We start from the raw sequence: 14,658 nt of genomic DNA on the forward strand, positions 1-14,658 counted from the left end.
CGGCCGGGGCCCGCGACAGGACGGCTCAGTCCGATTCGGTGATGGTGTTGAGGCGTTCGATCGCCTCGACGTACTCCTCGATCAGGTCGTAGACGACCTGGCCGGCGGGCTTGACCTGGTTCATCGACCCGACGATCTGGCCGACCGGGAAGGTGACCAGTTCCCCGTCGCCGGACCTGGCGATGCGCGGCAGCGCGTCGGAGACCAGCATGAACTGCATGGGCATCGGCAGGTAGCCCGGGGACTTCTCGCCCTCCCACGCCTCGGTCCAGGCGGTCTTGAGGAAGCGGGCGGGCTTGCCGGTCCAGGCGCGCGACCGGACGGTGTCCCGGGAGGTCGCGTTGATGAGCTTCGGCAGGGCCCGCTCGGGGGTGTCGGCCTCCTCGACGGTGAGCCAGATCGAGCCGGTCCACACGCCCTCGGCGCCGAGGGCGAGGCCCGCGGCCATCTGCCGGCCGCGGCCGATGCCGCCCGCCGCCAGGACGATGGTGTCGGCGCCGACCGCGTCCACCACCTCGGGGATGAGGACCATGGTGGAGACGTCGCCGGTGTGCCCGCCCGCCTCGGTGCCCTGCGCGACGATGATGTCGACGCCGACCTCGACCTGCTTGCGGGCGTGCCGGGCGTTGGAGGCGAGGCCGGCCACCTTCACGCCGTGCTCGTGGGCCAACTCGACGACGTCGGCGGGGGGCGGGCCGAGCGCGTTGGCCAGCAGCGCGATCGGATGCTTGAGCGCCACCTCGACCTGGGGCCGGGCGGTCTGGTCGGTCCAGCCGAGCAGCGCCCGGCCGGCCGTCTCGGTGGACGGTTCGACGCCGTGCTCGGCGAGCAGGTCCTCCAGGAACCTGCGGTGCTCGGCGGGGATCATGCCCTGGAGCTTGCCGAGCAGTTCCGAGGCGTCGCCGAGGTCGGCCCCCTCGTACTTGGCGGGCATCACCACGTCCACGCCGTAGGGCTTGCCGCCGACGTGGTCGTCGATCCACTTGAGCTCGACCTCGAGCTCCTCGGGGGTGAAGTACAGGGCGCCGAGGACGCCCATGCCGCCGGCGCGGCTCACCGCCGCGACCACGTCGCGGCAGTGACTGAACGCGAAGATCGGGTATTCGATGCCGAATAGTTCGGTGACTCGTGTCCGCACAGCCCTGACCCTAGGTGCCCGTCCAGCAAACTGCAACAGGTTCTAGTTCGCAACCTTGGATCCGGGCATACCAAGGAGCACACACACCTAGAACACGTATCAGCAACAGGCGGGTCAGGAGGTCCGGGGAGCCCGGGAAGCCCGGCCGGCGGGCGGCGGGCCGGCGGCCGGCGCGGCGTTGCCGAACTTGCCGTCCGAACGGCGCGGGGCCGTGGGCGGCGCCGGCGGGCCGGACGGCTCGCCGGCGGACAGCGCGACCATCGCGCCGATCAGCAGCAGGCTCAGCCCGAGGAGCACCGAGCCGAGCGGGACGACGGTCCGCACCATGGCAATCTTCAGCGCCTCGTCGCCGCTCATCTCGGCGAGCCGCTTCTGGTCGGCGTCCACCGTCACCAGGTCGGCCGCCGCGACCGTGAGCCGCCCCTTGCCGTCGGCCGTCTGGACGGTGCTCTTGATGTTCTGCCGGTGCTTGACCGGGATCCCGGTACGCGGGTCGACCCACTCGGTGATCGTCGCCGAGAAGTACCGGTCGACCTTCTGCGAGGGGGTCTTCTTGCCAAGGCCGAGCATTTCGCCGGGGACCTTGTAGTCGACCGCGGCGGTCTTGGCGAGCGGGATCTCCTGGACGAACCGGTAGGTGGCGACCCCGTGCACGGTCTCCTCGCCACCGAAGCGCATCGGCAGGGTGCGCCGGGTCGTCATGTCGAAGACCGGGTAGGAGCGCTTCTGCACGTTCGCCACCGGCAGCAGCAGCCCGTACCCCGACATCGCCACCGAGGTGTCGCCGTCGACCTGCGAGCCGCAGCAGTTGACCAGCTCGGACGTCCGGCGGTCGAAGGCGATGCGGTAGCCCTGCATGTCGACCTGCTTGCCGGTCGCCCTGTCGGTGATCTCCGTGGACGAGTCCCAGACCGCGACCCGGTCGTCGCCGTTGTTGGCCCGGACGTCCCCGCGCAGCGTGTTGGCGGCCACGAGCGTGGCCCCGGTGACCACCTTGAACGCCGCGGTGTCGAAGTAGCTGGCGTTGGGGGCCTCCAGCTTGGTCTGCTGGTAGCGGTCGAGCGGGGCGAGCACGAATTTGTCGGCCACGTAGAACCGCACCAGCGGAGCCAGCGTGAGGAAGAAGGCGCCCAGCGCGATGAGGATCAGGCCGAGCGATCGCCGCATGTCCATCTCCCCAGACCGCCGTCACCGCGTGACCATCATGGCCGGTGCCGCTATGCCCGGGATACCCTACCTGACCCGCCAGTAGGGTCCCGTACGACGTGTCCGACAGTCCCCTCTCCCCGGAAGGCGGCGACGCGATGAGCCGCCCGCGCGGGCCGGACCGGCGGTGGCTTGCGCTCGGGGCGGTGCTGCTGGCCACGTTCATGGACCTGGTCGATGTGACGATCATGAACGTGGCGCTGCCCCGGATCCAGCGCGACCTCGGCGCCGGGTACGCCGCCGGGCAGTGGACGGTGTCGGCCTATGTCCTGGCCTACGCGCTGCTGCTGATCACCGGCGGACGGCTCGGCGACATCCTCGGCCGCCGCCGGGTGTTCCTGGCCGGCGTCGCCGGGTTCACGCTGGCCTCGCTGGCCGCCGCGGCGGCGGTCTCGCCCGGCATGCTGATCGGCGCCCGGGTCGCGCAGGGCGCGTTCGCCGGGCTGATGGTGCCGCAGGCGCTGTCGGTGATCACGGTGCGGTTCGCGCCCGGACGGGAGCGCGCCCTGGCGTTCAGCCTGTACGGGGGGCTGCTCGGCGTCGCGCAGGTCAGCGGGCCGCTGCTCGGCGGGATGCTGGTCGACCACGGGCTCACCGAGCACGGGCTGCTCGGCCTCGGCTGGCGGGCGATCTTCTACGTCAACCTGCCGGTGGGGCTGGTCGCGCTGGCCGGCGCGGCCCGCTGGATGGACGACTCGCGCGCCGACCCGCCGCCCCGGCTGGACCCGGCCGGGGTGCCGCTGATCGGCGCGGCGTCGCTGCTGGCCACGTTCCCGCTGATCCAGGGGCGCGAGCTCGGCCGGCCGGGCTGGAGCGCGGCGCTGCTGGCGTGCGCGGTGCCCGTCCTGGCGGTGTTCGTCCGCTACGAGCGGCGGCGGGAACGGCTCGGCGCCGACCCGCTCGTCCCGCCCGCGCTGTTCCGGCGGCGCTCGTTCACCGCGGGCCTGCTGCTGGCGCTGGCACTGTTCGCGGGCGTCTCGGCCTGCTTCATCACGCTGACCTGGGGACTCCAGTTCGGGCTCGGCTGGTCGCCGCTGCGGGTGGCGCTGGTCGGGCTGGCCTGGCCCGCCGGGGTCGCGTGCACCGCGCAGTTCACCCACCGCAGGGGCCTGCGCCGGGCCCGCGCGCTGGTCGGCGCGGGCACCGCGGTGATGGCCGCCGGTACGGCCGGGCTGGTCGCGGTCACCGCCGGGGCCGGACGGGGCCTCACCGCCTGGCCGCTGACCCCGTGGCTGTTCGCCTGCGGGCTCGGCATGGGGCTGGCGCTGCCGATCCTGGCGAACGCGGTGATCGCCGACGTGCCCGAGCAGAGCGCCGGGGCCGCGTCGGGGGTCTTCAACTCGGTGACCCAGTTCGCCGGGGTCCTCGGCGTCGCCGCCGCGGGCCTGCTGTTCTTCGGCGCCGGCCCGACGAGCGCCGCGACCACCCCCGGACCGGACGCGGCGCCGCGCGCCCTCGCGTTCTGCGCCGCGGCGTTCCTGCTGGCCGCCGCACTGTCCCCGCTGCTCCCCCGGCGCCTGCTCCCGGACCGGCCGGACCCGCCGGAGGGAGCCGCCGGGGCACCGGACGGGCGGCGCGTTACCCTCTTCGACACCGGCCAGGCCAGCCCCGGGAGGTCACGCTGACGACGACGCGGATGACCTTCGTGGTGCCGACCCGGAACTCGGCCCGCACCCTCGGCCGCTGCCTGGCCTCGATCCGGGCGCAGACCGTCCCGGTGGAGCTGATCGTGGTCGACAACGGCTCCGCCGACGGCACCCGGGAGATCGCCGCCGGACACGCCGACGCGGTCCTCGCGCAGGGCCCCGAGCGCAGCGCCCAGCGCAACCGCGGCTGGCGTCACGGGCACGGCGACATCGTCGCGTTCGTCGACTCCGACATGGTGCTGGAGCCGACGGTCGCGCAGGAGGCCGCCGCGCTGCTCGCCGCCGACCCCGGGCTCGACGGCCTGGTGATCCCGGAGCTGTCGTTCGGCGAGGGGTTCCTGGCCGCCTGCCGCGCCGTCGAGAAGCGCGCCTACCTCGGCGACGGCACCGTGGAGGCGGCGCGGATCTTCCGGCGCACCGCGCTGGAGAAGGCCGGCGGCTACGCCGAGGACCTCAGCGCGTTCGAGGACTGGGACCTGGCCGACCGGGTCGCGGCGAACGGCGCGCCGCCCGGACGGGTGTCGGCCGCGGTCTGGCACGACGAGGGACGGATCACGCTGCGCGCCGCGTTCGGCAAGCGCCGCTACTACGGCCGCTGGCTGCGCGCCTACCGGTCCCGCGAGACCGCCCGGTCGTTCGGCCGGTCCCGGTCGTTCGGCCGGCTGCTGCGGCTGGGCTCACCGTGGCACTGCGCCGGCCTGATCCTGCTCAAGGCGGTGGAGGCGGCCGGCCTGCTCGCCGGATCCCGGATACGCTGGCGCGACCCTCCCCCGCAGCCAGGCGATGTGAAGCGATGACCGCACCCGCCCAGCCCGCCCAGCCCGTCCGGCCCGGATTGCCCGTCCAGCCCGGGTTGCCCGCGCAGGCCGCCGCCGCGCGGCTCCCGGCGATCTCCGGGCACCAGGCCGCGCTGGACGGGCTGCGCGCGGTCGCGGCGCTGGCGGTGCTGGTGTTCCACATCGCGGCGAGCACCGGGTACCTCACCCGTCCGGGGGGCGTGGCGGCGCTGCTGTCGCGCGGCGAGATCGGAGTGCCGATCTTCTTCACGCTGTCCGGGCTGCTGCTGTACCGGCCGTGGGCCGCTGCGGCGCTCGGGCTGCGGCGCCCCCCGGGCACGGGCCCGTACCTCTGGAAGCGGGCGCTGCGGCTGCTGCCCGCGTACTGGCTCCTCGTCGTGGTGAGCACGCTGCTGTACTCGCGCGACCATCTCGCCGACGTGTGGCACTGGGTCCAGACGCTCACCCTCACCTACAACTACGATCCGCACCCCTGGTGGAACGACCACCTGGGGCCCAAGGGCATGGGGCAGATCTGGAGCCTGACGGTCGAGGCCGCGTTCTACGTGACGCTGCCGCCCACCGCGTTCGTCCTGGGCCGCTGGGCGGTCCGGGCCGCCGACCTCGGCGGACGGGCCCGGCGGCTGCTGTATGGCATCGGCGCCTACTCGGCGCTCGCCGCCGTCTACGTGGCGGCGCTCTCGCCGAGCGCCGACCGCGAGTTCCTCGGCAACTGGCTGCCGCGCTACCTCGCCTGGTTCGGCGTCGGCATGGCGCTCGCGGTGCTCTCGGTGTGGGCCAACGCCGAGCCCGGCCCGGACGGTCCGGTCCGCCGGTTCTGCCGGACGGTCGCCGGGTCGTGGGGACTCTGCTGGACGGCCGCCGGGCTGTTCTACTGCGTCGCATCCACTCCGATCACCGGCCTGTCCCGGCTGTACGAGGTCAACGTCTGGACCTCGGAGCTGCAACTCGTCCTGTACGGGCTGGTCGCGGCGTTCCTGGTCGCGCCGGTCGCGCTGGCCCCGGCCGCCCACCCGGTGACGCGGCTGGTGCTGGGCAACCGCGCGATGGCGTTCCTCGGGAAGATCTCCTACAGCATCTTCCTATGGCAGTTCGTGGTCATATTCGTGTGGTTCGACGTCACGGGGCATCCGCCGTTCACCGGCACCCTGCTGATCGACCTGCCGGTGTGCGCCGCGCTGACCATCGCCCTCGCGGCGCTGAGCCACCGGCTCGTCGAGGAACCCGCCCGCCGCCTCGGCACCCGCGTCCTGTCCCGTCCCCGGACCCGCGCCTGACCCCTCGCCCGCTGCCGGGGCGCCGCGCGGGGCCGGGGCCGTGACCCACTGGAGGTCGCCGCCGCCGCTGAGCCAGGTGTCGGGGTCGCGGGGCGCGGCCAGCATCGCCGCGAGCCGTCCGACCACGACCAGGCACAGGAGCTGCGGGGCGACGTCGCGCACGGCGGTGAGCACGGTGCCCTCGGCACCGTGCCCGGCCATCCGGTCGCCCGCCGCCAGCAGGACCCCGCCGGCCGTCATCGCCGCCACCACCGGCCACACCGAGCGGAGCCCGCGCGCCGCGTCGCCGGAGCGGCGCTGCGCCCAGTCGGTGACCAGCGCCACCGCCGCCGTGACCGCCGCGCCCAGCGGCCCGCCGAGCCAGAACCCGAGGACGGCGGCGGTCGCGAACGCCGCCGCCCGGCGCGCCGTCCCCGGCGCCGGTCCGGCACCGCCGCCGAGCAGGACGTCCGGGCCCCTCCGGACGGCGGCGACGGCGGCGGGACGGGCCCACACCGCCGCGATCAGCAGCACCACGAGCAGGCTGAGCCCGGCCAGCAGCGCGCCCCGGTAGATCCCGTCGGGCCCGTAGGTGAGCCGGACCGTCCCCGTGGTCCCCGCCGGGACGGCCCACGCCTGCCGCCATCCGTCCAGCCGGACGGGCCGTAGCTCGGGGCCGTCGCCGACGCGCGCGCGCCAGCCGGCGTTGAAGTTCTCGTTGACCACCAGGTAGGACGCCTTCGCCGCGTTCACCTCGACCTCGCGCTCGCCCTTGCCCCACGTTCGGACGTCGACCGGGCCGCTCTCCTCCCGGCTCGCCAGGCCGAGGCGGCTGCCGGGGTCGACCACCAGCGAGTCGACCCGGTAGCCGCCCCCGCCCGCGCCGATCGCGTTGCCGCCCTGGGCGACCCGGGGGGCGGCGCCGCAGGTCTCGAAGCGCATCGCGTGTCCGCCGAGGACGTCGCCGGCGGTCCCGGTGATCCGCGTCTCGGCCCGCGTCCCGTTCACCCGGACGGCGGGGCCGAGGCCGCAGCGGGTGGTGAACGGGGTGCCGCCCGGCACGCTGAGCGGCCGGACGCCCGGGACGGCCACCTCGCCGATCTGCACCGGCACCGGCGCGGAGCCGAACCGCAGCGTCAGCCGGTCGGTGGTGATCGGCTGGAAGCGCAGCCTCCCGGCCCCGTCGAGCAGCCCCTCCCGCACCTCGCCATGCGCGCCGGTCACGGTGAGCCGCAGCGCCGTGCCCGTCCCGGACGGCCGCCGGACGGTCAGCTCCCCGATCCGCCGGGCCCTCCCCCACGAGATCGTCAGGTGCGGGTCGCGGTCGTCGCCCGCCGCCGTCCAGGTGGTGGCGGGGTCGCCGTCGAACGCCGAGCGGGGCAGCCCGGCGGGGTGCCGGGTCCAGGTGGAGCTCGCGGTCACCCGCACCGGGGAGCGGCCCCGGGTGACCCGCTCGGCGAGCGCCGGGTCGGTGAGCACCGCCGAGCCGGTGATCCGCGCCACCGCGCCGGACGGGGACGAGAAGCGGCGCTCGAAACCGTCCCCCTCCTCGTCGCCCCGGCCGAGCTCGGGCGAGCAGACCCAGCGCGCCGAGCCCTTCATGCACTCGGGCCGCGGCGGGACGGACCGCGCCATCACCTGCGCGGGCACCGCCCCGTCCGGCCCAGCCCCGTCCGGCCCCGCCGCGGACGCGGGCGGCGCGGCGGGCATGGCCAGGTAGCGGGTCGCGCGCACGCCCTCGATCTTCAGGTCGGAGATCGCCACCCGCGCGGCGGCCGTCGACACCGGCTCGCGCGCGAGCGCCAGCACCCGGATCCGCACCCAGCCGGTGCGCCCGGCGGGGACCTTCAGGCGCTGCGGCCCGGCCACCGCCCGCACGTCCTGTTCGGCCGTCCCCGCCGCGGTCTCCACCGCGATCCGGGACGGCGGCGGGCCGAGGAACGCGTTCTGGCCGAACGACGCCTCGACCGTGCCGGGCTCGCGCTCGCCGTCCAGGTCGACCCGCAGCCACTGGCCGACGGGCCCGCCGAACCCGCCGGTGATCCAGCGGGTCCCGGGGTCGCCGTCCAGCGCGGCGTACGGGAGCGCGCCCGGGTCGTCGAACCCGGGGATCGCCTCGGCGTCGGACGCCGACGACGACGCCACCACGTTCCTGATCCCGTCGTACCCGGCGGTGGTGCGGTACCCGCGCCAGCCCGCCTCCTCCGGGTCGGCGCCGCGCCCCCGGGTGTCCGAGCGCGGACGGTCGCCGGTCATCGTCGGCGAGATCTGGGCGCGGATCTCGCCGAGGGCCCGCTCCCGCCAGCGCAGCGCGTCCGACACGACCGGTTCGGCGGACGCGCCCGGGTCGTCGTCGTCCAGCAGCACCGGGCGGCCGTTCAGCAGCCCGTTGTCGGCGAGGCCGAGCAGCCCCTCGGGGGCGCCGTGGACGCGGAGCGCGCGGCCCGCGTCGAGCAGGCCCACCACGTCGTCGGCGCCCGCCACCTCGAACACCTCGACCGGCGCGTACGGCTGGTCGTACGCGCCGATCGCGTCGCCCGCCCAGCCGCCGGCGTTCTGGTCGCCGAACGACGCCACCCGGGTGATGCCGGGCGAGGTCTCCAGCGCCTCGTGCACCCGCGCGGGCCACGCGCCCCGCAGGTCGGCGCGGGTCAGGTCGTTGCGGACCAGCAGGTACCGCACGCCCATCCGGGCGAGGATCTCGGTGAGGCCGGGCGAGCCGCGTCCGGCCGACACCCGCTGGTCGATGGCGTCCATGACCCGCGCGTAGCCGGGCGACCCCTGCGGGACGAGCTGCCGCGCCCCCCACCGCGCCCGCAGCAGGGGCTGCATGATGTCGTCCATCGGACGGCCCCAGGAGTAGTCGCCGAACCGCGCCCCGGGCAGCGCCACCACCGCCTGCTCGCCCGCCCGGCCGTTCAGCCACTGCGCCGCGTCCTTCCAGTACTTGGGGACGGCCGCGAAGTCGCCGGTGCCGGCCAGCCCGTTGGTGAGCGCCGGGGTCGCGACGGCGCCGAGGGCCGCGACGGCCACCGCCAGCAGGCCGAGCCGGGCGCGCGGCCGGCGCAGCGTGCCCGGCAGGTGCGCGAGGCCGAGCGCGAGCGGCAGCCGGATCAGGCCGTCGAACTTGTACAGGTTGCGGAACGGCGCGAGCGGACCGTCGAGCAGGTCGCGCACCGGCCCGGCGGCCGGGCTCTGCACCGGCCCGGAGTGCCCGGCGGCGACGATCGCCACCCCGGCCAGCAGCACCAGCAGCAGGAAGCCGCGTTCGGGCAGGTCGCGGCGGGCCAGTCCGGCCAGGCCGAGCGCGGCGAGCAGCGCGGTCACCACGATCGGCGCGGTCTGCGCCGAGAGCGCGTGCCCGACCGGCAGCGACGAGGCGTCCAGGTAGTTGAGCCAGCGCTCGGCGCCGCGGAACACGTTCACCAGGCTGGTCGGCGCGGTCGTGGTGTCGGCCTTCTCGGTGTAGCCGAGCCACGAGAACCCGTACCTGCCGGTCAGCAGCAGCGGGACGAGCCACCAGGCCACCGCGGCGCCGACCGCGCCCGACCACCACGCCGCCAGCCGCCACCGTCCCGGCGTGCGGCGCGGACGTGTGACCAGGTACAGGGCCGGGACGGCGAGCACCGCGACCGTCGCCGAACCGTTGATCCCCCCGCACAGCGCCACCGCGATCCCGGACTGGGCCGCCGCGCGGATCCGCCCGCCGCGGCCCCCGCCGCCGCGGGCCCCGCCGCCACCGCGCCCGCCACCGCGCCGGGCGCCGCGCCCGGCGCCGCCACCACCACTCGCGGCGCCGCTTCCGACGTCCATCACGGTGACCAGCGGCAGCACGATCCACGGCAGCATCGCCAGCGGCAGGTACTCCCAGGAGTTCTGGCCGAGCGCGGACAGCCCGTGCGGGCCGAGCGCGTACGCCATCGCGCCGATCAGCCGGGTCACCGGACCGCCCGCGCCGAGCCGCGCCGCCAGCCGCCGGGCCCCGAGGAACGCCGCGCACAGCAGCGCCGCCAGCCACATCCGCTGCGTGATCCACGCCGGGACCCCGGCCAGCTGGCCGAGCGCGTAGAACGGGCCCATCGGGAAGAAGTAGCCGGCCGCCTGGTTCTGGAGCTGCCCGAACTGCTCGGGGTCCCACAGGTGCAGCGCGCGGCCGAGGAACCCGACCGGGTTCACCGCCATGTCGATCTTGGTGTCGGACAGGATCCGGCCCGGCCGGGTGGAGGTGGCCAGCACGGTCAGGGCCAGGCAGCACACCAGCGTCCGGAACCGGTCCCGCAGCCGGTCGTCGACCTCGGCGCGGGGCGGGCGGTCGTCGCGGTCGGCGGCGTCCACCCGGCGCGCCAGCCGCTCGGCGGACCCCGCGAGGTCCCTGCCCGTACCGACCGCCATGACGCTCGTGCTCCTCCCCGACCCCGTCCACCCGGGCGTCCCGGCCCTCGGAAGTACGGTCAGGCCCCGCCGTCCTGGACCCGGCCGAGCAGCCGTTCCAGCGGGGTCGCGGGCCGCGCGCCGAGCGCCGCGCCGTGGTCGCGGAGCAGCTCGTCCCGGAGGGGGCCCTCCACGACCCGTGGATGCCCGTCACCGTACCGTTCGACCACATGTGCGCCGGAATCAGCGGTGGAGCTGGTGCCCATCCGCACCGCCGCCGCGACCAGCTCGCCCAGCCGCGCGGCGCTGCGCGCCCAGTCGAACTCGCCCGCCCAGGCCCGGCAGTCGGCGGCGATCCGGGCGCGGCGGTCCGGGTCGTCCAGTTCCTTGAGCGCCCGTTCGACCGTCCCGGCCAGCTCGTCGCCCTCGGGCACGAGCCACCCGGTCACCCCGTCGCGGACGGCGTCGCGCAGCCCGTCGACGTCGTAGGCGACGGTCGGCACGCCGAACGCGGCGGCCTCGGCCACGCACAGCCCCCAGCCCTCCCCCTGCGAGGCGCTCAGGTGCAGGTCGGCGCGGGCCACCAGGGCCGCCTTCTCCGCCTCGGACACGAACCCGTGCAGGACGACGGCGCCGTCCAGCCCGCGCTCGGTGATCTCGGCGGCCAGCCGGTCGTGCTCGGGCCCGCGCCCGACGACGCCGACCCGCAGGCCGGGCCACCGCTCCCGGAGCCGCTCGGCGAGGTCGAGGATCAGCCCGACCCGCTTGTGCGGGACGAGCCGCGTCACGCACACCAGCTCAGGCCCCCCGGTGGGCGCGCCGGACGGCCCGCCGGACGGAGCGCGGACCGGCTCGGCGGGACGCCCCGCCCGGACCGGGCCGTCCGGGACGGTCACGCCGACCGGCACCAGGTAGACCGGGCCCGTCCAGGCCAGCCGCTCGCGCAGCGCCGCCATCGTGGTGAGCGAGATCGCCGTGCAGGCGTGCCGCCGGTAGGCGCGGCGCGCGACCGGTCCTTCGAGCATCCGGCCCACCCACGCCAGCCACGCCGGGAAGTACAGGCCGAACTGCGCGTCGTGCACGTGGAAGATCGAGCAGAACACCGGCACCCGGCGCGGCAGCGCCCACGGGGTGAAGAACGGGATGCCGTTCTGGCAGTCGATCACCGCGTCGAACCGGCGGCGCCGCGCCAGCATCCAGCACCACACCAGCGGGTACACGGTGAACCGCCCGCCCAGCCGGACGAAGTCGACCCCCTCGACCCGGCCCCAGCGCCGCTGGCCCGCGGCCTGGCAGGTCACGTAGGTCACCCGGGCGCCGCTCGCGGCGAACCGCCGCGCCATCTCCCAGGCGTACCGCTCCGCCCCGCCCGCGGCCGGATGCCAGGGATCGCGCCAGTTGACGATCGCGATGCGCAGGCCGGAGACGTCGGGTGCGCGGCGCACGCCGGAGGCGCGGGTGCGCATCAGGGCCCGGACCCCGAGGTCTCGGTCACCGCGAGCGGCATCGCCCGAGCCCGCCCCTCGCGCGCGCCGTCCGCGCCGTCCGCCGAGGCGGAGGCGGACGCAGTGGAGGTGGGCGCGGCGGACGCGGCGGATTCGGAGGCGGCCCGCCAGGTGAGCGCGCGGATCCGGGCCAGGTCGCACAGGCAGGCGACCGAGTGCCGCCGGACCGAGAAGGTGCTGCCGGGGACGTCCCGCCACTCGACCGGCACGTCGGTGACCGCCGCGCCGCGCCGCGCGCACTGCATCAGCAGCTCGGCGTCGAACGCGAAGCCCGTGGTGCGCAGGTCGGCGGCGGCGGCGCGGGCGAGCGGCCCGGCGAAGAACTTGAAGCCGCACTGGGTGTCGGTGACGCCGCCCGCCAGGTCGCGGATCAGCCGGTTGAAGGTGATCGCGCCGAGCTTGCGCAGCGGGCTGCTGTAGTCCTCGACGCGGGAGTCGGGGTGCCGGCGGGAGCCGACGACCACCGGGTCGCCCGCCCGCAGCAGCTCCAGCACCTGGCCGAGCGCCGCCAGGCCGGTCGCCATGTCGGCGTCGCAGAACCCCACGTACGGGGCGCGGGTGGCCAGCAGCCCCGCGCGCACCGCCGCGCCCTTGCCGCGCCGCGCGCAGCCGAGCAGCCGCACCGGCACCGGCCCCGCCCACTCGCGCGCGATCGCGGGCGTCGCGTCGTCGCTGGCGTTGTCGACGACGATCACTTCGGCGGGCACGTCCAGCCGGCGCAGCGCGGCGCTCAGCTCGGCCAGCCCGCGCGGCAGCCGGGCGGCCTCGTTGTGCGCCGGGACCACGATCTCCAGGAGGACGGGGCCGTCCGCGTTCATCGGAACGTCGGTGCGGTGTGCCCTCGGAGGGCCTCGGTCATCGAGAGCCGTAGTTGTAGAGCGGCTTGATCACGGGGTCGCTCTGCGAGGCGTTGGCCAGGTGGACCACGCCGAACGACGCGAGCGCGGCCAGCAGGACGCCTGTCACGGCCGCGATGGCAATGCGCATCTGGGGGCCCTTCCACGTCAGGGGAGGCGGGGGGACGTGCGAGTGGCCAGGGTAGTCCGTGAGGGGAGAAAGCACCAGGAGATCAGTCCGATCCAGACCGCCCACGCGAGGGCCGCGGGCACCGCCGGGGCCGCCTGGTCGGGGCCGGCCACCGGGTCGGGAATGCGGTAGAGCACCAGGTCGGGGCCGTCCACGACGCGTTCGGCGCCGACCAGCCGGGCCATCGCCGGATTGCCGGGATCGGTCTCGGCGTCGAAGGCCGCGTACCGGACGCCCGCCGCGGCCAGCGGCCCGGTCAGCGGCCCGGCCGACTTGATCACCGCGTCCAGCCGCCGCGCCTTCGGATCCTCCGCCGGAATGGTGGCCGCCCCGATCACCACCGCGTCGCTGGTGACCACCCGCCGGCCGAGGTAGCGGGGCAGCGCGTCCAGCGAGGTGCGGCGGTGGTTCCACGGGTACGAGCGGTAGGTCGCCCACGGCAGCGCCACCACGTCGCCCGCGACCCGGTCGGCCCGGATCACCTCACGCGCGCGCGCCCAGCCGGCCGGGTACTGGACGGGTTCGAGCCGTCCGGCGGCGCCCCAGGCCAGCGACGGGAGCAGCACGACCGGCACCACGAGGGCGAGCACGCCCAGCGCGGCGCCCGCGGCGCTCATCAGCCGGTCGGCGAGCACACCGAAGCCCACCGCGACGACCACCGCGAGCGGCGCCGCGTACTGCTGCCCGTCCCGCAGCACCGCGAACCCCGACCACGCATCGATCATGCCCTTGAGCAGCGGCGCCGCGAAGGCCCCGAACGCCGCGAGCACGAACCCCGTGCCCGCCGCGACCGCCAGGCCGCGCGCCCACGGCGTCCGGACCGCCCGCGCGTACATGACCAGCGAGGCCACGACCACGACCAGCGAGCACACGGCGAGCAGCGGCACGCCGTACCCGGTCGGGACGGCCTCGGCGTTCCACACGCCCCCGAGGAGCAGCAGGCTGCCGAGCGTCCCGAACGGGGTGTCCGCACGGGCCGCGAACGCGTCGACGGCCCCCGGGTCCCCCGGCATCCCGGACGGTCGCAGCCATCCCGTCACCAGCCATGGCAGGCTGAACAGCGCCAGCGTCCCGGCCGCCCACGCGACCGCCCGCCACCGCCCCCCGCCGCGTGCGGGTCCCTCGCCGCGCTCATGCCGTCCGGCGCTCCACCCGGCGACGGCCAGGGCCGCCAGCCCGGACACCGCCATCGCCGCGAACCCGCCGATCGCCGCCGGGACGAGCGCCCGCCCGAACCGCCGCGCCCCGTGCCGCTCCACCACTCCGGCTGAGGCGGCCACCACCCACGGCAGCGCCGCGTATCCGAGCAGGAAGGCCCAGTGGCCGAGCAGCAGGCGCTCGGCGACGAACGGGTTCCACGCGTACAGCACCCCGGCCGCCAGCCGCGGCGCGAGCCGCCGCGCCGGGACGAGCGAGGCCGCGCCCGCGCACGCCATCACGAAGATCGCGAGCAGCACCGCCTTCTGCGCCAGGCCGCCGGGCAGGACGGCGCCGAGCGCGGTCACGAACGCGTCGCTCGGCACGTGCCGCGGGACCGTCCCGGTCAGCCCGAACGTCATCCGGGTGAAGGAGGGGTCGGGCACGAACACCATGTCGAAGGACAGCAGGTAGCCGGGTGCGAGGCCCGGCCCCAGCGCCAGCACCCCCAGCACCAGGCCGGTGAGAGCGGCCACCCCGTGCCGCGTTCGCCCCTTCATCGCGCTTGGACGCTAC

At 75.9% G+C, this 14,658-nt stretch carries 9 protein-coding genes and 1 pseudogene; 3 read left to right on the top strand and 7 right to left on the bottom strand.

From position 1 onward, the window contains the following. Positions 1 to 25 precede the first annotated feature (25 nt). Both OHA34_RS18055 and OHA34_RS18060 read right to left on the bottom strand, forming a co-directional pair. Entirely contained in the window at positions 26 to 1,138 is a 1,113-nt protein-coding gene (locus OHA34_RS18055; RefSeq protein WP_285942351.1) for an NAD(P)H-dependent flavin oxidoreductase, read from the bottom strand. A gap of 114 nt (positions 1,139 to 1,252) precedes the next feature. After that, positions 1,253 to 2,305, bottom strand: coding sequence for a DUF3068 domain-containing protein (locus OHA34_RS18060; protein ID WP_285942352.1), 1,053 nt, complete (start codon positions 2,303 to 2,305; stop codon positions 1,253 to 1,255). Positions 2,306 to 2,403: 98 nt separating this feature from the next. Here OHA34_RS18060 and OHA34_RS18065 point away from each other — a divergent pair, with 98 nt between their 5' ends. Genes OHA34_RS18065 through OHA34_RS18075 form a run of 3 tightly spaced genes read left to right on the top strand, consistent with a single transcriptional unit; the run spans position 2,404 to position 6,064 of the window. Then, positions 2,404 to 3,969, top strand: a complete 1,566-nt coding sequence (locus OHA34_RS18065; RefSeq protein ID WP_329522284.1) for an MFS transporter — start codon at positions 2,404 to 2,406, stop codon at positions 3,967 to 3,969. Between the two features lie 11 nt (positions 3,970 to 3,980). Further along, the gene (locus OHA34_RS18070; protein WP_285942354.1) at positions 3,981 to 4,787 is read left to right on the top strand and encodes a glycosyltransferase family 2 protein; all 807 of its coding nucleotides are present in this window, start codon (positions 3,981 to 3,983) and stop codon (positions 4,785 to 4,787) included. Further along, positions 4,784 to 6,064 carry an acyltransferase family protein gene (locus tag OHA34_RS18075; RefSeq protein ID WP_329522285.1) on the top strand — a complete coding sequence of 427 codons (1,281 nt, stop codon included), beginning with the start codon at positions 4,784 to 4,786 and terminating at the stop codon, positions 6,062 to 6,064. The genes OHA34_RS18070 and OHA34_RS18075 overlap by 4 nt, the downstream gene beginning before the upstream one ends. 1,116 nt (positions 6,065 to 7,180) lie before the next feature. On the opposite strand, the pseudogene OHA34_RS18080 reads toward OHA34_RS18075, so the two are convergent. The 5 genes and pseudogenes from OHA34_RS18080 to OHA34_RS18100 form a co-directional block, all read right to left on the bottom strand. Continuing rightward, positions 7,181 to 10,435, bottom strand: a pseudogene (locus OHA34_RS18080) (alpha-(1->3)-arabinofuranosyltransferase domain-containing protein); the annotation flags it as partial. A gap of 59 nt (positions 10,436 to 10,494) precedes the next feature. Beyond that, entirely contained in the window at positions 10,495 to 11,880 is a 1,386-nt protein-coding gene (locus OHA34_RS18085) for a glycosyltransferase family 4 protein (RefSeq protein ID WP_329522286.1), read from the bottom strand. Next, a complete protein-coding gene (locus OHA34_RS18090) occupies positions 11,880 to 12,737 on the bottom strand; it encodes a glycosyltransferase (RefSeq protein WP_329522287.1) in 858 nt (285 codons plus the stop codon). Before OHA34_RS18090 ends, OHA34_RS18085 begins: the two co-directional genes overlap by 1 nt. 37 nt (positions 12,738 to 12,774) lie before the next feature. Beyond that, positions 12,775 to 12,906, bottom strand: a complete 132-nt coding sequence (locus OHA34_RS18095; RefSeq protein ID WP_285942358.1) for a hypothetical protein — start codon at positions 12,904 to 12,906, stop codon at positions 12,775 to 12,777. 17 nt (positions 12,907 to 12,923) lie between these two features. Continuing rightward, positions 12,924 to 14,642, bottom strand: coding sequence for a hypothetical protein (locus tag OHA34_RS18100; protein ID WP_329522288.1), 1,719 nt, complete (start codon positions 14,640 to 14,642; stop codon positions 12,924 to 12,926). Positions 14,643 to 14,658 lie beyond the last annotated feature (16 nt).

Source organism: Spirillospora sp. NBC_01491 (genome assembly GCF_036227065.1).
In the GTDB taxonomy this organism is placed as follows: domain Bacteria; phylum Actinomycetota; class Actinomycetes; order Streptosporangiales; family Streptosporangiaceae; genus Spirillospora; species Spirillospora xylanilytica.